We start from the raw sequence: 21,713 nt of genomic DNA, 5'->3' as shown, positions 1-21,713 counted from the left end.
TCACAAACATATTGGTCAACAGTGGAAGCTTTTTCACTAATTTTTATTTTAAATCTTGATTTAATAGCAGAGCGATCGCCATGAAAACACTTCCGATTACTAGGTACAGATTCTTTCAGAAATTACAACCCTTATCTTTATTAAAAAAAATTACTGGGAAGACAGTTACTGGTTGCTTGCAAGTATTCAGTACTTCAGGCACTTGGTCAATATATGTAGAAGAGGGTAAGCTGATTTATGCTTGCTATTCCGAGAGAATGTTTGAACCGCTTTATAGACATTTGCGGAGTTTGAGCCAACAAATTACGACACTACCTAAAGAAATTAACGAGCAGTTACGAGCAATTTTTGAAACGGGAATAGAAAGTCAAGCAATACCAAATCCCGATTATTTGGCTATTTGTTGGTTAGTAAATCAGAAATATATTAGTTCCACACAAACAGCCATTCTCATAGAAGAATTAGCATTAGAAGTTTTAGAATCATTTCTGGCATTAGAAGAAGGTAGTTATGAATTTATTCCCGAAAGTTTTTTAGACGATTTACCTAAATTTTGTTACCTGAATGTTCGATTATTAGTGGAACAATGTCAACAGCGTGGACGTGTTCCCCAAGAATTCCGTAGGGAAGCATCTACTCAAGAAACATCTTCATCTACAGAAAATAATCAGTCGTCAATTAACAGCAGACATAGTAATAAATTTACATCGCGTACACATACTCAGCCTAAACCTGAGCCACGATTACCACAAATAAATACTAATAAATCTTTAGAATATCCAAAGCGCTATATATCTCAGCCTAATACTGTAAATAATGGATATCAGCAGGTATCTCCATCTGCTGATAAAAAAGTTTATACGATATTTTGTATTGATGAAAATCCAATTGTACTAAATAGTATTAGAACTTTTTTAGATGACCAAATATTTGCAGTAATTGGCGTAACAGATTCCTTAAAAGCTTTGATGGAAATTCTCTGCACAAAGCCAGATATCATTTTGATCAACGTTGATATGCCTGATTTAGATGGCTATGAATTATGTTCTTTATTACGCAAACATTCATATTTTAAAAACACACCTGTGATTATGGTGACAGCAAAAGCTAGTCTAATTGATAGAGCCAGAGCTAAGATAGTCAGAGCGTCAGGTCATTTAACTAAACCTTTTACTCAAGGAGATTTACTAAAAGTAATCTTTAAACATATTGTGTAATTTTTAATTTCGTCAGTTACGTCATGAAGCTGAAACTCGTGACCGATCATAGACTAAAAGCGTTAATCATGCAGCAACTCTAATCTAGATAAAATACGGTGCATATTGACTACCGATCCAATGACTGCGATCGCTGGTGCTTCAAACCCGCTTTTTTCCACTAGTTCTACAATTGTCGCCAATTCACCAATTAGTTCTTCTTGTTCGGGACGTGTACCCCAACGTACTAAAGCAATCGGTGTTTCTAAACTCAATCCAGCCTTATTTAACTGTTCCACAATGTAAGGTAGGTTGTGGATTCCCATATAAATTACTATTGTTTCTGAACCGTGGGCGATCGCTTGCCAATTTACCTTCGGTTTATACTTACCAGCCGCCTCATGACCAGTTACAAAAGTAACAGATGAACTATATAAGCGATGAGTTAAGGGAATCCCTGCATAGGCTGGCGCTGCAATCCCAGATGTAATTCCTGGCACAACCTCCACTGGGATACCAGCAGCAACCAAATCAGCCATCTCTTCTCCACCACGACCAAAAATAAAAGGATCGCCACCTTTTAAGCGCACGACAACAGCGTGATGTTGGGCTTGTTCAATTAGTAGTTGAGTTGTTTCGTCTTGCAACAGTGAATGTCGCCCCATCCGCTTACCAGCGTTAATTTGCTCTGCTTGGGGATTAATCATTGCCAAAATTGCCGGACTGACTAAAGCATCATAAATCACCACATCGGCACATTCTAAGATACCTTTTCCCTTCACAGTCATCAGCCCTGGATCACCAGGCCCCGCACCCACCAAATAAACCTTACCCAAATCCTTTTTCCCCTCGTTGTCTGTGCGGTTCATCTGTAAATTAAATCCCCAATTAAATCGGCTAATTCTCCACTTTCTCCCAGAGGTGCTGCTAAGTATAAACTCACCCCAGGAAATTGTAATTTTAGCGCCTCAACTGCTTGAGCGATCGCATCAGTTATGCCACCTGAGAATAGAAAGTATGGCAAAATCGCAATTTCTTTGTAACCAGCCCTTACTAACTCTTCTATCTGCGATTCTAAACTAGGAGCTACAGACCAATAAGCAGTAACAGCCCCTATATTCACCGCCATTATCTCCACTGGCTGTAGAGAACCTGGGCGACGGCTACCATGAGACAAAAGAATCCACGCTTCTGCTTTTATACTAGCGATTTGCTTTTGGAGGAATGCTTGTAAACCCCCATGACTACCCAAGTATGGTTGTAATTCAATCAGGATATCTTGACATACAGCCTGTTGTGCCTGTGCTACCTCACTAGGAATATCCGTCATCACGTGAACGCCTGGGAGCAGAAACAAGGGTATGATTTTCAGGCGATGACAACCAACAGCTTCAGCATTTTGGGAAAAATTTCTAATCTGCTCATGCAAAGGCTCAGAAACCACTTCCAAATATCCTGTACCCACTAGCTTTTCTGGAATATGTAGTTTTTCAGCCACCAGCTTTGCTAATTGCTGCATAGCAATTTCTGGACGCGGATCTCGGCTTCCGTGGGATACCAGCAAGTAGGCAGATGACATGGGCAATAGGTCAATTTTTCGTAACTATTTTTACTATGTTACAGAAAGTTATTAGTCATTGGTTATTGGTTTTCTTCTCCCCTGCTACGCCACTTGCTCCACTTGGGGAGACCACTTCTCTACGAGAGGCTTCCGCCACCCGTAGGGAACGTAGAGAAGACCGCAGTGGCTCCCCTGCCCCCTGCTCTTCACTGTTCTTCTGCCGTGTAAGTATAAAAGTTATTAAATGCTCCCACGGTTTCAAATTTGTAGGATGGTATCCAGGTACTTAATTTTAATTCAGTACGGTAAATGCTAAAAAGAACAAAGTCTTGTCTTTCGGTAGTAGCTGAGAGGAGTTGCCGTATTTGGGGGTTAGCGGAATCTACTAATTTGTCACAGTTATAATTTATTAACCGTTCTAAGAGCTTCGTTGTTTTATTGCAGACATCATTTTTTAAGTATCCCGTCAGTCGTTGTACAGCATACTCTTCATATTCAGTCTGATGAGGATTGGTTTTCGCCATTCCTACTCCCAACACAGCTGCTAGTCCTAACGCTCCTACAGATGCCATGATGGTAAATAGTTTCATACTTTCTAACTTTAATTCGCTAAATTAATTTGCATTCCTCAGACTCTGAATCAGTACAGTCCGTTCCTTTCAAAAAAATCTGGATCAATTCACCAAACACGTGCTATAATCAAGTATGTCTATGGCGGGCGTAGCCAAGTGGTTAAGGCAGTGGATTGTGGTTCCACCATTCGGGGGTTCAAGTCCCCTCGTTCGCCCTTTTTTGCTAAAAGATAGCATAAATAATGTACACCATTGTTCAAATGGGGATAATCTGAAAAATATGAGCTTTGTAGCTCATTCTTTGGCTTGCGGTGTCTTGTAGAGTTTCTATTTCCTCTCAGGTTCCAGCCCCAAGGTGTACACGTACATCATAAAACGCCTTACAAAACTGGTAATGGGTAATGGGAGAAAGTTGCTTTTCAATTACCCGTCACCAATTACCAAATCTCAAAACTAAATCTAGATACACCATTTCTCTGTTTGGTGCAGTACACATTCGCAGAAAAAACACTTTAACTAGCAACTGGGATTAGTCAGAAGAGGATGGCATAGGTCTGAGCCTGTCTCGCCAGGAAGGTTTGGGTGTTGAAGAATTAGCGGAGCTAGAACTACTACTTCTTAGAGATGAAGACCTTCGATCTCTACGGGGTACTGGGGTATTTGACTCTGCTACCCTGTTTTGCCGTCTTGTGCGAGATGTATTTTCACTAACACTAGAGCCAGATTCTTGGCTGCTAGAGCGTCTTCTTCTTCTTCTGGGTGAATCAGTCGGGGTGTTTTGTTCTAACTGCTGATTTCTTCTTCTGCGCCTTGTGGATGAACTGGTATCCTGGACTGCTTCAGGATCAGATTTAAGAGAACGGTGGAGGATTTGTTTGGGCTTGATAGGTTTTGCTTTAATGCTGCCTTTGCGACCTTCTAATTTGGGTCTTTCAGGGAATTTTTCTACTGGCATTTCCTCTACAGCTTGTTTCATAAATTCATGCCAAGTAGACGCAGCGCTACCACTACCGCCAGAGGTGGGGCGATTGTCATCGTTACCTAACCAAACCCCTGTCACTAGTTGGGGAATGTAGCCAATAAACCACAAATCACGGGCTTCATCGGATGTGCCGGTCTTCCCGGCCACTGGTCTATTCGGAAGTCTGGCTGCTGCACCAGTGCCAGAATCAACAACGTTACGCAGCATCCATGTCATGATGGCAGCGCTAGTAGGGTCAAGGACTCGCTGAGAATCAAATTTTGCCGACCAAATGACATCTCCTTTGCGGTTGAGGATGCGGCGGATGCCATGTGGCTCAGAGTGTAATCCTTGGGTGGCAAAGCTGCCGTAAGCACTGGTTAGCTCTAATAAATTGACTTCATTCGAGCCAAGAGCTAGAGAATAATGAGGATTGAGTTGCGATTTAATCCCCATGTTCTTGGCTGTCTGAATAGTTGGCTCAAATCCCACATCAAGCATGACTTTCAGGGCTACCACATTCACTGAACGGGTGAGAGCATCGCGCATATTCATCATGCCCCGGAAAGTTTCACCGTAGTTTTTTGGTTCGTAGCCATCGACAACAAAGGGAGCATCTAAATAAGTATCGTAAGGGCTTCTGCCAGTAGCGATCGCGGTAGCATATAAAAAACCCTTAAATGTTGAGCCTGGCTGGCGTTTTGCTTGGGTAACGCGGTTAAATTGGTTTTTACCGAAGTCTCTGCCCCCAACCATAGCTTGTATTTGCCCGTTACGGGGGTCAATGGCGACTAAAGCTGCTTGTCTAAAGTTTTGCCAACGTCCTTGATTTTTTAAGGTTTTAGCAACTGCTGCTTCGGCTGCTGCTTGCCAAGTTGGATTTAAGGTTGTTTCTACAGTTAGGCCTCCAGTGGCTAACACCTCAGGAGAAACATACTTTGGTAATTCTTGCTGAATGTAAGTGCTAAAGTAAGGCGATTCTACTTGCAGTCGTTTGGGCAAACTGGATTTGAGAGTAATTGCTTTTTGCATGGCGGCTTGCTTTTGGGCAGAGGTGATGAAGCCCTCTGTTTCCATGCGTTGCAATACCAAATTTCGCCGTTTTCTGGCAGCTTCTGGGCTTCTGTCTGGGGAAAACAGACTTGGTGCAGGCGGTAGCCCCGCAATCATTGCTGCTTCATCAAGGGTAAGTTGGTCTACTGGTTTACTGAAGTATACCCATGCCGCATCTGCTACTCCGTAAGCTCCAGCACCCAAATATACTAAATTCAAATAACGCTCTAAAATCTGCTCTTTGGTTAATTCTTGTTCTAATTTCTGAGCCAGACGCATTTCCTTGAGTTTGCGCCAGATTGTACGCTCGTGTTTCAGAAACAGAATTCTGACTAACTGTTGGGTAATGGTGCTGCCACCTTCTACCACATTTTGCGATCGCAAATTATTAATTGCGGCTCTGATAATTCCTGGGGCATCAATACCTTCATGCTGCCCAAATCTACTATCTTCGGAAGCAATAAAAGCGTTTTTGAGAGTATCAGGTATCTGCTCCAGATTTAGTTTTTCTCTGGTTGCTTCTCCTTGCTGCTGTAATATACTCCCATCAACAGCTTTGATAGTTATTGTTTGCTCACGAACAACTGCTTGCAGTTCCGATTTATCAGGTAAGCTTCTATCTATTTCCCCTAATAAATAGGTGAAGGCAATGATCCCACCACCTACACTTAAGCCAGCCCAAAACCATAAACGACGATAGATAGGCTGCTGGCGGCTCGTAAATCCACTAACGATCCCAGACGTTAGACCACCTATCCGGTTGAGTAATTTATTTGGTCTTACCACCTTTGTTGGCGGTAAGCTCTCATTTGTGGATTCTTGTTGCTCGTAACGATTACTAGGCGGCAAGTGTAGTTCCCCCTTGTCAGAGTCACTCAAAATTTAGTTACTTGTTGCTTGAACTAGGAGATTAAGTTTCTCCACGTTAGTTCTTCGCACAATATTTTGCACTAATCCTTAAGAGATAAATTAAGTTTCTGTGCAACACATTGGTGTTATCATAATAGCTTATAAACAATTAACTAAATTCATCATTTTATAAAAATGTTTTTTGCAGAACTATTAACAAGTGGAAATTCAGGGACAGATAGCCTAACAAAATAAATAGAAAATTATATTGATTTGATCTTTATCACAGCCTTAAAGCTTGATAAATTTTAAATTATCATTTTTTTGTAGCCTTCATAAATCATTTATTGGCAACAAAATCCTCGAATTTTTGGAGAAATGGGGAAGATTGAAGTCGCACATCGAATATCAGAAATAACACAAAACTGTTACAGTATTCAAGTAATTAGTGTTTGTAAATAAAAATACAGTAAATTCTATTGACTGTTTATAATAATAAAAATAGCCAAAAAGTATTCACAAACCACGATGCAGAATTTACGCCAAAGATTCAAGCAAGTGCGATGAGCAACGCCACGCAAACAGCGATCGCCCTTGGTAGTAATATAGGTGATTCTTTAACAATATTAGAAGCTGCAACAGCAGAATTAGCAGCTATTCCAGGCATTCAACTACAAGCAAAATCCAGTTGGTATATCACCAAAGCAGTAGGGCCGCCACAACCAGATTACTTAAACGGTTGCATCACACTACAGGTAGAGATGAATCCCCAAAAATTGTTAGAAACATTGCTAGCAATAGAACAAAAATTTGGGCGGGTGCGACAAGAACGTTGGGGCCCGCGATCGCTGGACTTGGATTTGTTATTGTATGATGACTTAATTATTGATACACCAATTCTCCAGATACCTCATCCGCGAATGCAAGAGCGAGCCTTCGTATTAGTGCCTTTAGCGGAGATTGTGCCTGATTGGATAGAGCCACTTTCCGGATATGTAATTAGAGAGCTGGTAAAAAAGGTAGACTGTTCTGATGTACATTTGTTAAAGGGCAGTTAAAACCATTACCCAGAGCAGAAAACGCTGATAGGACGAACAACTCCAGTGTTTATCTGTGCTATTTAAGACAAAATAATCTTAATTATGCCATTAGGTAGAGAATTACCACAGCTATTAAAACAACGCTTGTTCTATAAAGGGCGCAAATTTGATTTTGAAGTCAATCGCTTGCGTTTACCCAACAAAGCCGAAGGCGAATGGGAGTGCATTCGTCACCCCGGCGGCGCTCTAGCTGTGCCTGTAACGCCAGAAGGTAAACTTGTACTCGTCCGTCAATATCGTTTTGCTGTGCAAGGGCGGATACTTGAATTTCCCGCAGGAACTTTAGAACCCACAGAAGAGCCTTTAGAAACCGTAAAGCGCGAAATAGAAGAAGAAACTGGTTATAGCGCGCAAAAGTGGGATAAATTAGGCGAGTTTTTCCTCGCACCTGGTTATTCCGATGAAATTATCTATGCTTTTCTGGCGAGGGATTTAGAAAAGCTAGACACACCACCAAAACAAGACGACGACGAAGATATTGAAACTGTACTGTTAACACCAGAAGAAATGGAAAGAGCCATTCTGGAGGGAGAACCCATAGATGCGAAGTCAATTACTAGCTTTTTCTTAGCGCGGCCGTTTTTAGTTTAAAGTCAGCTTGCTGATACAAATAGATTATTGTAGGGGCGTACAGATTACTGTGCGTCCCTTTTAGATGATTTTTATCGTTCAGGCTAGGATAAAATTAATTGTATGAAGCGATGGCTCCGCCAACACCTTCGGTGAACGCTCTTGCTTTAGAACAAAGTGCAGTGCTAACTAGAAACGAACACATTTCCCAAATCATAGTTACTGCTACGCAAATGCGAGACATTGAAGCGCGGATATTTGCAGCAGGAATGCCTGTATCTGCTTTGATGGAAAAAGTGGCAGGATTAATTGCTAGGCGCATTCAAGATATTTTAGGACAAGATTGTATTTCTTCCCGTGTGGGAATCCTCACGGGGCCAGGACACAACGGTGGTGATGCGTTGGTTGTGGCGCGGGAATTGCATTTTATGGGGTATGAAGTTTGGATTTATTCACCTTTTGATAAGCTGAAGGAATTAACTTCACAGCATTTGCAGTATGCTCAAAGTCTAGGGATTCCTTGTTATCAAGATATTGAGCAATTATCTGATTGTGATGTTTTGGTTGATGGGTTGTTTGGCTTTGGTTTAGAAAGAAAAATTACTGAACCCATTGCTTCAGCAATTAATCAGTTGAATGAATGGGGTAAACCAATTATTAGTATTGATTTGCCTTCGGGGTTACATACTGATACAGGTGAAGTATTGGGAACCGCGATTCGGGCGACTTATACCTTTTGTTTAGGTTTATGGAAGCAAGGTTTATTGCAGGATCAAGCTTTAGATTATGTAGGTAAAGTTGAGCTAATTGATTTTGATATACCTTTAGCTGATGTGCTGGCTGTGTTGGGAGATACACCCGAAATCAAACGGATTACACGAGCAGCAGCCCTATCTACTTTACCTTTACCCCGTCCCCCAGTGACGCATAAGTATAAAGAAGGGCATTTACTATTAATTTGTGGTTCCCGGCGTTATGCTGGTGGGGCGATTTTGACGGCTTTGGGTGCTAGGGGTAGCGGTGTCGGGATGCTATCAATTGCTGTACCCGAATCTCTCAAGCATCTTTTGGTATCCCATTTACCGGAAGCGTTGGTGATTGGTTGTCCTGAGACGGAAACAGGGGCAATCGCTCAGTTACAATTACCAGATAATACTGATTTAAGTTCCTTTAGTGCGATCGCCTGTGGCCCTGGTTTAACTAAAGATGCTACATCTATTGTGGAGGAAGTTCTAACTAGCGATCGCCCTTTAATTCTCGATGCCGATGGTTTAAATATTTTGGCACAGTTAGGGACAATTCCCACATTACAAAAACGCCAATCTGCAACAATACTCACACCCCATACAGGGGAATTTTCTCGATTGTTTCCTGATGTTGCTGATGCTAAACACGATAGAGTCAAGGCTGTGCGGGAAGCGTCCGCCCAAAGTGGGGCAGTGGTATTGTTAAAAGGGGCGAGAACTGCCATAGCTAATCCTCAAGGTTCAGTGTGGATTAATCCCGAAAGTACACCAGCTTTAGCTCGTGGTGGTAGTGGCGATGTGTTAACGGGGTTACTTGGGGGATTGTTAGCACAAGTGGTAAATAAAGAAATCCCGATAGAGGATATTGTGGCTACTGCTGCATGGTGGCACGCTCAAGCAGGTATTTTAGCAGCTCGTGAACGTACTGAGTTAGGGGTAGATGCGTTTACCTTGTCACAGTATTTGTTGGGGGTGTTAAACGCGGAGGGGCGCGGAGGGGTTATTTGAGATAGATTAATAGATTTAATCCGGGAATTGTGCGGGAGAGTGTCCACAGAACTAGGGTGATGTAGAGTACGCCTAAACTCCATTGATACCAAGCAAGGGTAGCAATAATTCCTGGTAAATGTTCATCTCTGAGGCGAATATCGTTAAATCCTAACCGCAATAAATTATTGAGACTAAAATCATAATAATTGAGCCAGTTCCAATGGCGATCGCTTAATAATGGCATATATCTTTCTCGAAAGGTTTGATTTCTGGGGATGACTGGTAAGCGTCCAATTAGTAGGCGTAGTTGTCTGAAGGTTCCATCTTCTGTGAAGTAGGAAATATTCATTAAATCGTGATAACGTCCTTGTTGATAAAGACGAATTAATAATGCTACAGGTAAGGGGAAAATAATCATCAAAATACAGCCTAATGTGAGTAAAGGCTGTTCAGCATTCTGAAAAATAGCTAATAAACTAAAAAATTCTAAACAGCTAAAACTAGTTAATATGGCAACGGTTTCGTAGTATGTGGGAATGATGGGTGTAGGATGTAGACGACGAGCGCGATCTACTAACCAAAAGAGTAACCCAAAATAAGCGATCGCTACTCCCCCCACGCCAAAAACTAGCCAAAAGTTTGTCCCATAGCCACTTAACAGCAACAATACACTCAAGGCTAACCAACCCCAAGCCTCCAGTAACCAACTTCCTAGTGAAAGGGGTTCAGCAACTACCAGGCGATCGCTCAATTTGGTGTATATTTCTAAATCAATGTCTGCTAAACTCAATAACTCACTGCTGTTACGAAATGGTTTTACTTCTCGACGTTTAGCAATCACATTTGCTTGAGTAGGCGAAAAACCCAAGTTAATTAAATTTACTACAGATGCACTATTAATATTTGTCCCGATTAAACGTTGACTTAATTCTTTGAGATGTAGTTGTTGTTTTGTATATTCTAATTGATTAGCATCAGTAACTTGCTGCTGTTGTCGAAAGTTCTGTCCTAAATTCCGCAAAACATTTTGATTCCCTTGCAATGTAGGAATATAAAACATTTTGCCAATCTCCCCTGGATTACCTAAAATTTTGGCTTGATTAGAATTAAATGTTAATCCAGGGACGTTTAAAAATGCTGCTGGAGAAAATATAGCATCACTAAAATCTGCTTGATTGAGAATACTTGTTCCTCGTAAATCTACTGGTTGATTAAACAATGTTTCTCGAAAAATCACAGCTTGCTCAAAACTTGTCTCTACTAAAGAAAGTAACTGATTAAAATTAGCCCGCGTAAATTGAGCTTGATTAGCAAATCTCACACCAGAAAAATCAGCGTTTCCTAGCCACTGGACACCATTAAATTTAGCTAATTGTTTAAAATTAGCTTGATTAAAATTAGCTGTATTTTCAAAACTAATTCCTTGAAAATTAGCTATTTCTTGAAATTGGGTTTGTTTAAAATTAGCTTGGTCAAAAAAAACACTATCTTGAAAATTACTAGCTTGTCTAAAACTTGCACTAGTGAAATTTACAGGACGACTAAATCTAGTTTCATGCCAATTAGTAGACTGGAGAAATGTGGCATTTTTAGCATTGACAGATTGCAGGAAAAATGTGTTAGCGAATGTTGCTTCCCCATTAAATCGGGTTTGTTCCAGGGTTAATGCACCACGAAAAACAGTCACTTCACTGGATACTGTTGATTGAGTTCCCAGAAGTGATCGACAGTCTTTAGAATTGTGTAAACCTACAGCTAATGATTGCAAGCAAACGAGCCGTAAACGTTCTAATTGAGCTTGTTCAGTAGGGGTAAAAATGGGAGCGATCGCTTGAGCATACAAAGGTGTTTTTAAGCCTAAATCACTACCTATAAAATCCCCTTGAATCAGAGAATAACTCAAGTCTAAACCTAGAGGTTTAGCCCCCGTTTTTTGTAGTTCCTTCCGCAACATCTGATAAAACGCATCTCGAAAACTAACATCTTCTGGACGCAAATCAATTACCATTTGTCGCAAATCTACAGTTAAATTGCCTTCGCGGAGATTTGGTGTTCGTAATCGCTCTTGTAATAATTCTAGAGTTAAAGGTGTACGTTCTGGTTGTATTGGTGCTGCCCAAACTGGGAGAGGAAGCAAAAACAATAAAAACGCACACAAACCGATGAATAACTTAACTTTTTGCCACCAGCTAAACAATCTAAGTAATAAATAAATATTCCCTACTCCCTACTCATTACTCATTACTCATTACTCATTACTCATTACTCATCACTCATTACTCATTACTCATCACTCATTACTCATTACTCATTACTCATCACTCATTACTCATCGCTAATCAGCAGAACAATTTTCCCTGTAATACCACCAGATTCAAGTAACTGGTGAGCTTTAGCTGCATCTTTTAAGGGAAACTGATGACTAACATGAATTGTTAACTTACCTTGGTCAATCCAGTCAGCACATTCTGCTAAAATTTCTGCGTGGTGTTGCTGTGCTTCTACTAAGCCTAACAGCATCGGTGTCAGCATCAATTCCAAACCAATACGCAGATTACGGTTTCTGGCAATTTTCCAAACTGTATTCGCATCAGGTTCCAGAATCGTCACAATATCGCCATAGACACGTACTGCGGGAAAGGTTTTGTGAAAGGTTTCACCACCAACGGTATCAAAAGCTAAATCAACGCCTTCGCCGTTCGTCCAATCTAAAGCAGCTTGAACAAAGTCTGTTTGTTTGTAGAAAATAACATGATCAGCGCCAATTTGCTCGACAAAACGCGCCTTTTCTTCAGAACCAACAGTAGTAGAAACAGTTGCGCCTTTGAGTTTTGCTAATTGAATCGCTACATGACCAACACCACCCGCACCCGCATGAATTAAAACTTTTTCACCTGGTTCTAACCTTCCCCGTTCATATAAAGCTTCCCATGCGGTAATGAGTACCAGAGGTGCGGCTGCGGCTTCAGCAAAGGACAGAGAAGCAGGTTTATGGGCTGCAAAGCGTTCATCTACCACAGTGTACTCAGCGTAATTTCCCTGGTGTCCACCTAAACCACCATTGCAAAAATATACTGCATCCCCCACATGAAAACGCTGAACACCATTACCCACAGCTTCCACAATACCTGCACCATCACATCCTAAAATGGCGGGCATTTGTTCTGGGTAAAAAGTACCACGTTTCCGTAGTTTGGTGTCAAGGGGATTAACACCAGCCGCTACCAAGCGGACTAAAAGTTCTGTACTTCCCACAGGAACACTGGGATGGGGAACTTCCTGTAATTGCAGCATTTCTGGACTACCAGGTGCTGTCATGAGAACGGCTTTCACAATTTTCTCCTCCAGGCTGAACTTCTCCAAAAAAGATGTAGGCTCAATAATAATTGAGCCTACCAACACAGTCTAATACCAATTCGCAATTTGCCATTAAGAAAACCAGATACCATCTCAAGGCAGTATGGTATTATCGGTTTCTTTGTAAAGCTGCGCCAGATTTTATCCTTTTTAACGCAGAGTAGCGCTGAGGTACGCAGAGATTTTCTTATGATAATTTGTTGGTTCTGAGATAATTAAGTGTATCTTCTTTGAATTTTGAACTGTTATTCCCAATGGTCTTGAAGTGAACCAAGGGTTATGTGAAAATTGGGGTCTTTCGCATCTGAGGAATCGAGACATGGCGCGTCTAGCACTGCTGAGTGTATCTAACAAAACTGGTTTAATTGACTTAGCTCGTCGCTTGGTGGAAGAATTTGAGTTTGATTTAATCAGCAGTGGGGGAACAGCTCAAGCCCTCAAGGATGCGGGTTTACCTGTGACGAAGGTTGCAGATTACACGGGTTCCCCAGAAATTTTAGGCGGACGAGTCAAAACCTTACATCCCCGGATTCATGGTGGGATTTTGGCGAGGCGGGATGTAGCTAGTGATGTTGCAGATTTAGAAAGTAACCAAATTCGCCCGATTGATTTGGTGGTGGTAAATCTCTATCCGTTTGAGTCTACGATCGCTAAACCAGGGGTGACATTAGCGGAAGCTGTGGAACAGATTGATATCGGCGGCCCGGCGATGTTACGCGCATCATCAAAGAATTTTGCTCATTTGACGGTGTTGTGTGACCCAGCACAGTATGATGAATATCTGCAAGAGTTACACCAAAATAATGGGGAAGCGTCTTTAGAATTTCGCCAAAAAGCCGCTTTAAAAGGATTTTTACATACGGCTAATTATGATCAGGCGATCGCTTCCTACCTCAGTCAACAATCTCCAGAATCCCTACCCCAACAACACAGTCTAGGTGGTACACAATTACAATCTCTGCGTTACGGTGAAAATCCCCATCAACCAGCAGCTTGGTATCAAACAGGGACTACCCCAACAGGATGGGCAGCAGCCAAGAAACTACAAGGTAAAGAACTCAGCTACAATAACTTGGTTGATTTAGAAGCAGCCCGTCGAATTATTGGCGAATTTACCGATACACCAGCCGCAACCATTATTAAACATACCAATCCTTGCGGTACAGCCTTGGGAGATACCATTGTTGAAGCCTATCAAAAGGCGTTTAATGCTGATTCTACTTCTGCTTTTGGGGGTATCGTCGCCCTGAACCGTCCCATCGATGCACTTACAGCCAGCGAGTTAACGAAGACATTTTTAGAATGTGTGGTTGCGCCTGATTGTGATGAAGAAGCACAAAAAATTCTGGCAAAGAAATCTAATGTGCGGATATTAACTTTAGCAGATTTGGGTAGTGGTTCGAAAACCTTAATCAAACAGATTGCTGGCGGTTTTCTTGTGCAAGCTGCGGATGATATGGTTGCGGATCCGAGTACATGGAAAGTGGTTAGCGATCGCCAGCCTACTGCTGAAGAATTAGCAGAATTGCTGTTTGCTTGGAAAGTCTGCAAACACGTTAAATCTAATGCCATTGTCATCACAAGTGATCGCACTACTCTAGGTGTAGGTGCAGGACAAATGAACCGCGTCGGTTCCACCAAAATCGCCTTAGAACAAGCAGGAGACAAAGCTAAAGGTGCAATCCTCGCCAGCGATGGATTTTTCCCCTTCGATGATTCCGTCAGAACCGCCGCCGCCGCCGGTATTACCGCTATTGTCCAACCAGGAGGAAGTCTGCGGGATCAAGATTCTATCAAAGCTGCGAACGAACTGGGTTTACTCATGGTGTTAACTGGCGTGCGTCACTTTTTACACTAAGGCAGGAGAAAATACAAAACTTCCTCCTCACATTGGTGCAGTTAGCAAAGTGTCACTGATAACATCAGCTTTGGTTTCAACGCAGTGTTACACTCTAGGAGTGTGAGGAGCAAGTTGAAATTTAAGAGCGCTTAGAGTGGAAACACGGTAACACTTCTGAGCGCTTTTTAATTATCTAAAAATTGATTCTATTACTCATTACTCATTACTCATTACTCATTACTCATTACTCCTTACTCCTTACTCATTACTCAATATAAAAATCACGAGTTACTGTAAATCAAATTAGCTATAACTGTTGCCAATTCTAATGGTTCTACAGGCTTGGTGAGATGCCTTTGAAAGCCAGCAGAAATAATTTTTTGAAAGTTAGTTTCCCCTGCAAATGCGGTGAGGGCGATCGCTGGTAACTTTGTGTCTGATGCTACTTCCATCGCTCTGACTTGCTGAATCAGCATATAGCCATCGACTTCTGGCATCCCAATATCACTTAATAGTAAATCTGGTTTGGTTTGAGCGATCGCTTGCAATGCTTCATTAGCTGAATTTACTGCCTTAACTTCCACTCCATACTGTTCCAAAATAAAACTTAGCAATTCTAAAGTATCAGGATCATCATCTACCACTACTATCCGCAGTCCTTGTAGATTTGGGGTAGTGTCAGGGGCAAAATACTCGTCGTATACTTGAGAAGCCACAATCAGGGGCAGATTGACAGTAAATGTTGTGCCTAATCCTTCTCCTGGGCTTGTTACCTGCACAGAACCACCGTGGAGTTCTACAAGATGACGGACTATCGCTAACCCTAACCCCAATCCACCAAATTTTCTGGTTGTCACCTCATCGGCTTGGCGGAAGCGTTCAAACACATAAGGGAGAAAGTCAAGACTAATACCTTTTCCTGTATCGCTGACTTGAATTTGCGCTAAAGAACCAATTCGTTCTAACTTAACTTCTATTCGCCCTCCATCGGGTGTAAATTTTACAGCATTACTCAGCAAATTCCACACCACCTGCTGTAAACGGTTGGGGTCGCCTTCTACTCGGCACACATTGGAAGTCAACTCAGTTTCTATGTGAATTGATTTACCCTCAGCCGTTAGACGCACAGTTTCTAATGCAGATTCGACAGTATTTGCCAAATCAACTGTACAGACATTCAAACTCAACTTACCACGCAAAATCCGCGAAACGTCTAGTAAATCGTCTATTAATCGCGCTTGTAATTTGGCATTGCGTTCGATAACTTCTAGGGCTTGATGAGTTTTGAATGTATCTAACTTGTGACTCTTGAGGAGTTTTGCCCAGCCGAGAATGGGATTAAGTGGCGATCGCAACTCATGAGAAACTATTGCTAGAAAATCATCTTTCATTCGGTTGGCTTGTTCTAATTCTATCCGGGCTGCACGTTCCTGTTCCCAAGCCTGGGCGCGTTCCTCAATAGCTAACTTCTGGTCATGAATGTCTGTGCAAGAACCAAACCATTTTAATATTTGACCATTGTCATGTCTTAATGGGAAGGCTCTGGCTAAATGCCAACGGTATTCTCCATCAGCCGCACGACGCAAACGACACTCGATATCATAATTTTTGCCAGTCTGGACACAATCTTGCCAATGTGCCATCGTGGCTTGCACATCATTAGTATGGAGAATGTTTTGCCATCCTTCGCCTTGGGCTTGCTCTAATGTCATTCCTGTATAGTCATACCAACGTTGATTGAAATACTCATGGTAGCCATTAGGCTGTGTAATCCAAAACATTTGCGGCATTGTGTTTGCTAGTGTGCGAAACATCAATTCGCTTTGTTGTAGTGCGGCTTCTGCTTGTTTGCGTTCTGTTAAATCTAGAATAAAGCAGACCCATCTTAATGGGCTGACACTTAATCGAGCAGCACCCAATAAAATGGGAACACGAGAGCCGTCTTTACGGATATATTCCTTCTCAAAGGGAGTGCAGAATCCAGAATTTAATACTTCCTCTACCTTGGCTTGATCCAGTTCACTATACTCTGGTGGGGTCATGTCTTGCCAACAAAGCTTTCCTGTGAGCAAGTCTTCATGGGTGTACCCAACAATTTCGAGGAAGGCATCGTTAGCAAAATTAATTCGTTCTGAATCTGCCTCAATAATGCCAATAATACTCGATTGTAATAACTGTTTTAGTCGAGCTTCACTTTCCTGTAACGCTGCTTCTGCTTGCTGGCGATCAGTGACATCGAGAAAAGCACCAATTACGCCTCGGACATTACCATCTGTATCACGTACAGGAGTAGACTTACCGTAAATGTATCGTACATCCTCTTTGCTAAAAACAAATTCAAATTCTGCTTCTACTTCTTGCCCAGTCAGACCGGCTTGTTGCATTGCCAACTCATTCAGGGGAATATCTTGACCATTTTTTTGAATTTTAAATGGAAAGGGATATTCTCCACTGGCAGGAGTTGCTGTCATCGGTGATCCTGGTGACATCCGCATCATTTCATAAGCAGTTTTGTTAACAGTCATGAAATGGCATTGGGGATCATGAGCAATCCAGACAGCCGCCGGCACAGTTTCCATGATAGTTTCCAGTTCTTCTGCTCGTGCTTTGGCTAGTGCTTCACTTTGCCGTAATGCTGCTTCTACCCGTTTGCGCTCAGTAATATCTACATTAACAACTACTACATTAAGTATCGCTCCGGTTTCATCACAAATGGGTATAGCAAAATTGAGGATGGTTTTTCTCTGCCCATCAAATGTTTCAATATCAATCTCTTCCCCAATTATGGCCTCACCCGTAGCTAGGGTACGGGCTAGTGTCCATTCTTTGGCTGCCAAAGGTTTGCCTGTATCTGCCCACCATCCTTTATATTCATGATATTGACTGGTGTTGTCGAGCAATGGGGCCTCTTCTCCCCAAATTGCTTTCACGCCCGGATTAATCTCTAAAAGCTTTCCTTTAGCATCAGCAATTAATACTCCCATCGGGAGAATATCCAGGATGGCACGCAGGCGTTGGCCTTCGAGGTCACGTTTTGCTTGTTCCTGTGCTAAAGTCTCCTCCGACTGCTTACGCTCGGTGATATCTGTGAGCATAGCCATGACATCCGGTGGGGTGTAGCCCATTACATCAGAGAATTGGCTGTGCTGATCTAGTATTGAACTCAGGGAAATAATTACCCAAAGTGGTGATCCATCATGGCGTTGTAAACATAAGTCAAACTGCTGTTTAGTTTGTTGATGGTGCCTTTGCTGTTGCTTTAGCCATTGCTCAATTTCCAGGCGTTGTTGAGGCGCAATGAAATCAAAAATTGAGCGATCACCTATTTGTTCAATACTGTAACCAAGCATTTTGGCTAACTGAGGATTGACATATTCTGTCTTTCCTTCATGGTCAAATATCCAAATACCTTCATGGGCTGTCTCTAACAACTGGTGATGGCTCACCCTCAACTTTGCTAGCTTTGCCTCAGATACTTGCCTGGCAGCACGTATTTGCGAATTCAATGAACTAATTAATAGTGCTACTGAGGCAAAGACGATTAAATTTAATATGTCACTCCATTGGCTTAGTCCTAGTGAGTAGAACGGTACAACGAAGAAATAATTTTTCACTAAAATAGCCAAGAATGCAGCGAATAAACCCGGAGCCAATCCACCGTACCAGCTACTAAAGACTACCGATGCAAAAAAAAGTGGCGAAATCTCTACTTTTAAACCTCTTTCCAGCAATAAGCCTAGTAACAGCGCCAATAATACTGACACAATAGAGATACAGGAACGCTGCAAATGAGAGCGCTGGATATTTAACATACTGCATTTAATCCCTGGCAGTAACCTGTTTATCAGACATAAAGTGTTCTTCTACTATAGGTAACAATCTTGAGATATATCTCACACTAGCAAGTATAAATGTTTGACTTTAAAGTAAAGAGTAGGGGAGAGAGAGTGGAGAGAGGGAAAATAATCCACTTTCATAACTTGTTAGTGTACATAGTTCATAGGAACAACCTCATCCCTGAAGTAGAATTTTTCGGGCCGTTGGGTTACTGTTGCCTTTCAAATTATAGCTTTGTTGGATTCACACATAGCCGATAGAAGCAACTCAATCAGCAAACAGATAGACTAGGTTTATTAAGAATCTTTAATAAATTAGTACTGATTTTGAGACTTTATTTAAAGAATTCATAAAGCGTTACACCTTATACTTGCCTTCTCAAAAAATAGGTGATAACTTCTATTTGTGTGTGAGGAGCAAGTTAAAAATAAAAAGCGCCTGGGGTGGAAACACGGCCACACTCCCAGGCGTTTTTTCATGATTCCGGAAAAATACTGCTATTTTGTGCAGATAGCAAACTGTCACAAGATAGATTTACTTTTTAGAACAATAAGTGTTATGTTTTACTTGTGTGTGAGGAGCAAGTTAAGAATAAAAAGCGCCTGGGGTGGAAACACGGCCACACTCCCGGGCGCTTTTTGATTGAGGATATTCCAGTACTTTCTGTGCAGTTAAGAAAGTGTCACACAATATACTTGCCTAGCAAAATAACAAGTGATATTCTCTGATTGTGTGTGAGGAGCAAGTTGAAAATTAAAAGCATCTGGGGTGGAAACACGGCAACACTCCCAGGTGCTTTTTAGCTTTTGACGAAAGTCCACTCTAGTACCTTAATTGGGGCTGTTTGCAGTGCTTGAGTTAATTCAGCGTTACTGGCAAATTTGACTTGATTTAAGTCACAAGCTTCCACATTGACGGTAAAGTTCTCATCTTCAAAAGGCCAAGGTTGGACAGTGATTAAGTTATCGCTACGTTGCATGATGTCATAGCGTTGACCATCAGGGCCCTGACTAATTTCTAAAAACCGTTCGTCAGCAGGTAACTCTTGCTGACATAAAATGAGAGATAAGCGATCGCACCACTGCATGAACGCATAAGCTGCATCTACTTCATCTTTTTTTATACCTAGTTCTTCACGGTAACGTTGTTGGTTTTGCAATTGTTCATCTAAAAATTTGTCGAATCCGCTATCCTGACCCCGTTTTGACTCATTCAAACGGCTAATGTGCATAGAAATTAACATAGCTACCCACCGTCCTCGATAACGAGCATTATTGGCTAGATTAGCTAGTTTTTGGCATGAAGTATCTGAATTTATAGTATCGTCAGCCATCATAAAATCTTTAGGCGTGCCAGCTTCAGTCAGATTATCTTCTTCCCATTCTTTTTCTAAATCATCATGATGAGAGATTGCGGCTAGGGTTTCGTATATTCTGGCAGGAGAGTTTTTGCGTTTCCATTGTCCCGCTAATTGAGCTGCTAATAAAGCATGGGAACGGTGATAAATAACTTCCCATCCAGTCGGTGTCGCATTCACAATCACAATTAATCTCCCGAATTTTAAGTTGTGATTTTTAAAAATGATTATTAAATACTTTATCTATTAGCCCAAAAATATTTCTATTTATGATTATCAGTTACCATCCTTAATAAATTAGTTACCCAACATTAAAATACATCTGTTAGGTAACTTGATCGATAGATTGTCTAACACCCTAAAACTAACTGAAATTTAAACCTCAAATCTTGAATTATCAGTGCTTTTCCAGAGGGTTAGCAACATATTTAAATGTTGGCTCTGAATTCCAAGGACCACGTTCATCATGGCCATTACCATTGGATGACAGATTGTAATAGAGCGCAACGGTTTCGTCAGGCTGGACATTGCCAAAGAATGGATCTGTTAATTTACCCAGTGAATCTAAAGCTTTCATAAACATCTGGGTATGAGAAATTTCTCGTGTGAGAAGATGAACTAAAGTTTTCTGAGTTCCTTCATCTGGTGATAGCTTAATCAGTTCTTCGTAGGTTTGACGCGCTCCAGCTTCAGCTGCAATATTAGCTCTCAAATCCCGAACTACATCACCACCTTCATTGAGGTAACTTGCTGTCCAAGCATTCCCTTGACTATCTAAAAAGTGAGGGCCCATACCACGCACAGCGAAAAGAGTACTTTTATAAGCCTCTGTTTGATCCACATTTTTTGTATGAGCTTCGATGAGTTTGCCAACCATTTCTAAATGGCCAAATTCCTCGATAGCAATATCTTGGAGCATATCTTTAATTCCAGCATTTTCCACATGGAATGATTGCACCCAATATTGTAAAGCTGCCGATAATTCACCTGTTGCTCCACCAAATTGCTCTAGAAGTAACTGAGCAAAACGAGGGTTGGCTTCCCCAATATCGACAACGTGAATTGGCTCTTTTTTATGAAAAAACATGAACTGCCTCTGTAATTATTTGCAACAAATAGAAGACTAACTACAACATTCAGTTGCTAGCCATTAAGACAAAAGTATTTACTTAAGGAGGATTAACAAAATCAAAAACTTAATATTTCCATAAGTTTTGATTTTGTCTTTTGCCTCATGGAGCTAGACGCTTCTACTTCTGCTGAGTAGTCCCCACAAATAAATAGCTATCATTGCCCCAAGTATTGCGATTAAGAGGCCAGGAATACTTAAACTGGTAGCGGTTAATTGTAAAGTCCCCGTTGCAAATAGGCTATATAGACTACCACCAATAAATGCACCGATGATACCTAAAATCATAGTGGAGAGGATGCCGCCACCTTGTGTACCAGGATAAATGGCTTTAGCGATCGCACCAGCTAATAGACCTAATACTATCCAAGCAATAATATTCATATAAACACCTCAAAAAATTAACTTGCATCTGTATCTAGATTACTAAGTCTGCTTTACAATTGTTTCTCCCAAATGAGATAAATAGAAAATCCAGAAGATAGATATAGAGGATTAATATTTAATTATTGAAAGATTCCTCCAAAATCAGATCATAAAATATTGCCTATCTTTCCCTAGAAAGATATTTTGTAGCTAGTTCTATATTTTTTAT

The 21,713-nt window shown here is 41.3% G+C and carries 15 protein-coding genes and 1 tRNA gene; 6 read left to right on the top strand and 10 right to left on the bottom strand.

The features are described 5' to 3' along the window. Positions 1–80: 80 nt before the first annotated feature. Entirely contained in the window at positions 81–1,217 is a 1,137-nt protein-coding gene (locus H6G18_RS11990) for a response regulator (protein ID WP_190407331.1), read from the top strand. A 62-nt stretch (positions 1,218–1,279) separates the two neighbouring features. Here H6G18_RS11990 and cobA read toward each other — a convergent pair whose 3' ends face one another. The 3 genes from cobA to H6G18_RS11975 form a co-directional block, all read right to left on the bottom strand. Continuing rightward, a complete protein-coding gene (gene cobA / locus H6G18_RS11985; RefSeq protein ID WP_190407330.1) occupies positions 1,280–2,065 on the bottom strand; it encodes a uroporphyrinogen-III C-methyltransferase in 786 nt (261 codons plus the stop codon). Further along, a complete protein-coding gene (locus tag H6G18_RS11980; protein WP_190407329.1) occupies positions 2,062–2,775 on the bottom strand; it encodes a sirohydrochlorin chelatase in 714 nt (237 codons plus the stop codon). The genes cobA and H6G18_RS11980 overlap by 4 nt, the downstream gene beginning before the upstream one ends. A 188-nt stretch (positions 2,776–2,963) precedes the next feature. Continuing rightward, positions 2,964–3,347, bottom strand: a complete 384-nt coding sequence (locus tag H6G18_RS11975; RefSeq protein WP_190407328.1) for a DUF4359 domain-containing protein — start codon at positions 3,345–3,347, stop codon at positions 2,964–2,966. Between the two features lie 124 nt (positions 3,348–3,471). Here H6G18_RS11975 and H6G18_RS11970 point away from each other — a divergent pair. Further along, positions 3,472–3,544, top strand: a tRNA-His gene (locus tag H6G18_RS11970). Positions 3,545–3,858: 314 nt separating this feature from the next. On the opposite strand, the gene H6G18_RS11965 is transcribed toward H6G18_RS11970, so the two are convergent. Further along, on the bottom strand, positions 3,859–6,192 hold the full coding sequence (locus tag H6G18_RS11965) for a transglycosylase domain-containing protein (protein ID WP_190407327.1): 2,334 nt from the start codon (positions 6,190–6,192) through the stop codon (positions 3,859–3,861). Positions 6,193–6,755: 563 nt separating this feature from the next. Here H6G18_RS11965 and folK point away from each other — a divergent pair. The 3 genes from folK to H6G18_RS11950 all read left to right on the top strand — a co-directional run bounded on the left by folK (position 6,756) and on the right by H6G18_RS11950 (position 9,616). Next, the gene (folK, locus tag H6G18_RS11960; RefSeq protein ID WP_190407371.1) at positions 6,756–7,250 is read left to right on the top strand and encodes a 2-amino-4-hydroxy-6-hydroxymethyldihydropteridine diphosphokinase; all 495 of its coding nucleotides are present in this window, start codon (positions 6,756–6,758) and stop codon (positions 7,248–7,250) included. 84 nt (positions 7,251–7,334) lie between these two features. Continuing rightward, positions 7,335–7,883, top strand: coding sequence for an NUDIX hydrolase (locus H6G18_RS11955; RefSeq protein ID WP_190407326.1), 549 nt, complete (start codon positions 7,335–7,337; stop codon positions 7,881–7,883). Positions 7,884–7,993: 110 nt separating this feature from the next. After that, positions 7,994–9,616, top strand: a complete 1,623-nt coding sequence (locus H6G18_RS11950) for an NAD(P)H-hydrate dehydratase (RefSeq protein WP_190407325.1) — start codon at positions 7,994–7,996, stop codon at positions 9,614–9,616. On the opposite strand, the gene H6G18_RS11945 is transcribed toward H6G18_RS11950, so the two are convergent. After that, on the bottom strand, positions 9,609–11,606 hold the full coding sequence (locus H6G18_RS11945) for a pentapeptide repeat-containing protein (RefSeq protein ID WP_390824859.1): 1,998 nt from the start codon (positions 11,604–11,606) through the stop codon (positions 9,609–9,611). The genes H6G18_RS11950 and H6G18_RS11945 overlap by 8 nt on opposite strands. Before the next feature lie 317 nt (positions 11,607–11,923). Further along, positions 11,924–12,931 (bottom strand): zinc-dependent alcohol dehydrogenase family protein, encoded by a 1,008-nt coding sequence (locus tag H6G18_RS11940; protein ID WP_190407324.1) that lies wholly within the window; start codon positions 12,929–12,931, stop codon positions 11,924–11,926. A gap of 343 nt (positions 12,932–13,274) precedes the next feature. Here H6G18_RS11940 and purH point away from each other — a divergent pair, with 343 nt between their 5' ends. Further along, entirely contained in the window at positions 13,275–14,813 is a 1,539-nt protein-coding gene (gene purH / locus H6G18_RS11935; RefSeq protein ID WP_190407323.1) for a bifunctional phosphoribosylaminoimidazolecarboxamide formyltransferase/IMP cyclohydrolase, read from the top strand. 263 nt (positions 14,814–15,076) lie between these two features. Here purH and H6G18_RS11930 read toward each other — a convergent pair whose 3' ends face one another. From H6G18_RS11930 to H6G18_RS11915, 4 genes are all read right to left on the bottom strand, one after another. Then, positions 15,077–18,607: a hybrid sensor histidine kinase/response regulator gene (locus tag H6G18_RS11930; protein WP_190407322.1), complete on the bottom strand. Its 3,531-nt coding sequence runs from the start codon at positions 18,605–18,607 to the stop codon at positions 15,077–15,079. Between the two features lie 824 nt (positions 18,608–19,431). Then, on the bottom strand, positions 19,432–20,175 hold the full coding sequence (locus H6G18_RS11925; protein WP_190407321.1) for a DUF3891 family protein: 744 nt from the start codon (positions 20,173–20,175) through the stop codon (positions 19,432–19,434). A 211-nt stretch (positions 20,176–20,386) separates the two neighbouring features. Beyond that, positions 20,387–21,076 carry a manganese catalase family protein gene (locus tag H6G18_RS11920; RefSeq protein ID WP_190407320.1) on the bottom strand — a complete coding sequence of 230 codons (690 nt, stop codon included), beginning with the start codon at positions 21,074–21,076 and terminating at the stop codon, positions 20,387–20,389. Between the two features lie 153 nt (positions 21,077–21,229). Continuing rightward, a complete protein-coding gene (locus tag H6G18_RS11915) occupies positions 21,230–21,502 on the bottom strand; it encodes a GlsB/YeaQ/YmgE family stress response membrane protein (protein ID WP_190407319.1) in 273 nt (90 codons plus the stop codon). Between the last annotated feature and the right edge of the window lie 211 nt (positions 21,503–21,713).

The sequence above is a fragment of the Anabaena subtropica FACHB-260 genome (assembly GCF_014697105.1).
In the GTDB taxonomy this organism is placed as follows: Bacteria; Cyanobacteriota; Cyanobacteriia; order Cyanobacteriales; family Nostocaceae; genus Trichormus; species Trichormus subtropicus.
Note: the sequence above shows the minus strand (reverse complement) of the source record. Positions and strands in the feature narration are given on the sequence as shown.

Excerpts from the sequence above, each read along its gene's own strand:
- H6G18_RS11920 (WP_190407320.1), bottom strand. The coding sequence starts at position 21,076 with ATGTTTTTTCATAAAAAAGAGCCAATTCACGTTGTCGATATTGGGGAA.
- cobA (WP_190407330.1), bottom strand. The coding sequence starts at position 2,065 with ATGAACCGCACAGACAACGAGGGGAAAAAGGATTTGGGTAAGGTTTAT.
- H6G18_RS11990 (WP_190407331.1), top strand. The coding sequence starts at position 81 with ATGAAAACACTTCCGATTACTAGGTACAGATTCTTTCAGAAATTACAA.
- H6G18_RS11945 (WP_390824859.1), bottom strand. The coding sequence starts at position 11,606 with ATGGTAATTGATTTGCGTCCAGAAGATGTTAGTTTTCGAGATGCGTTT.
- H6G18_RS11955 (WP_190407326.1), top strand. The coding sequence starts at position 7,335 with ATGCCATTAGGTAGAGAATTACCACAGCTATTAAAACAACGCTTGTTC.
- H6G18_RS11915 (WP_190407319.1), bottom strand. The coding sequence starts at position 21,502 with ATGAATATTATTGCTTGGATAGTATTAGGTCTATTAGCTGGTGCGATC.
- H6G18_RS11950 (WP_190407325.1), top strand. The coding sequence starts at position 7,994 with ATGGCTCCGCCAACACCTTCGGTGAACGCTCTTGCTTTAGAACAAAGT.
- H6G18_RS11975 (WP_190407328.1), bottom strand. The coding sequence starts at position 3,347 with ATGAAACTATTTACCATCATGGCATCTGTAGGAGCGTTAGGACTAGCA.
- folK (WP_190407371.1), top strand. The coding sequence starts at position 6,756 with ATGAGCAACGCCACGCAAACAGCGATCGCCCTTGGTAGTAATATAGGT.
- purH (WP_190407323.1), top strand. The coding sequence starts at position 13,275 with ATGGCGCGTCTAGCACTGCTGAGTGTATCTAACAAAACTGGTTTAATT.
- H6G18_RS11980 (WP_190407329.1), bottom strand. The coding sequence starts at position 2,775 with ATGTCATCTGCCTACTTGCTGGTATCCCACGGAAGCCGAGATCCGCGT.
- H6G18_RS11930 (WP_190407322.1), bottom strand. The coding sequence starts at position 18,607 with ATGTTAAATATCCAGCGCTCTCATTTGCAGCGTTCCTGTATCTCTATT.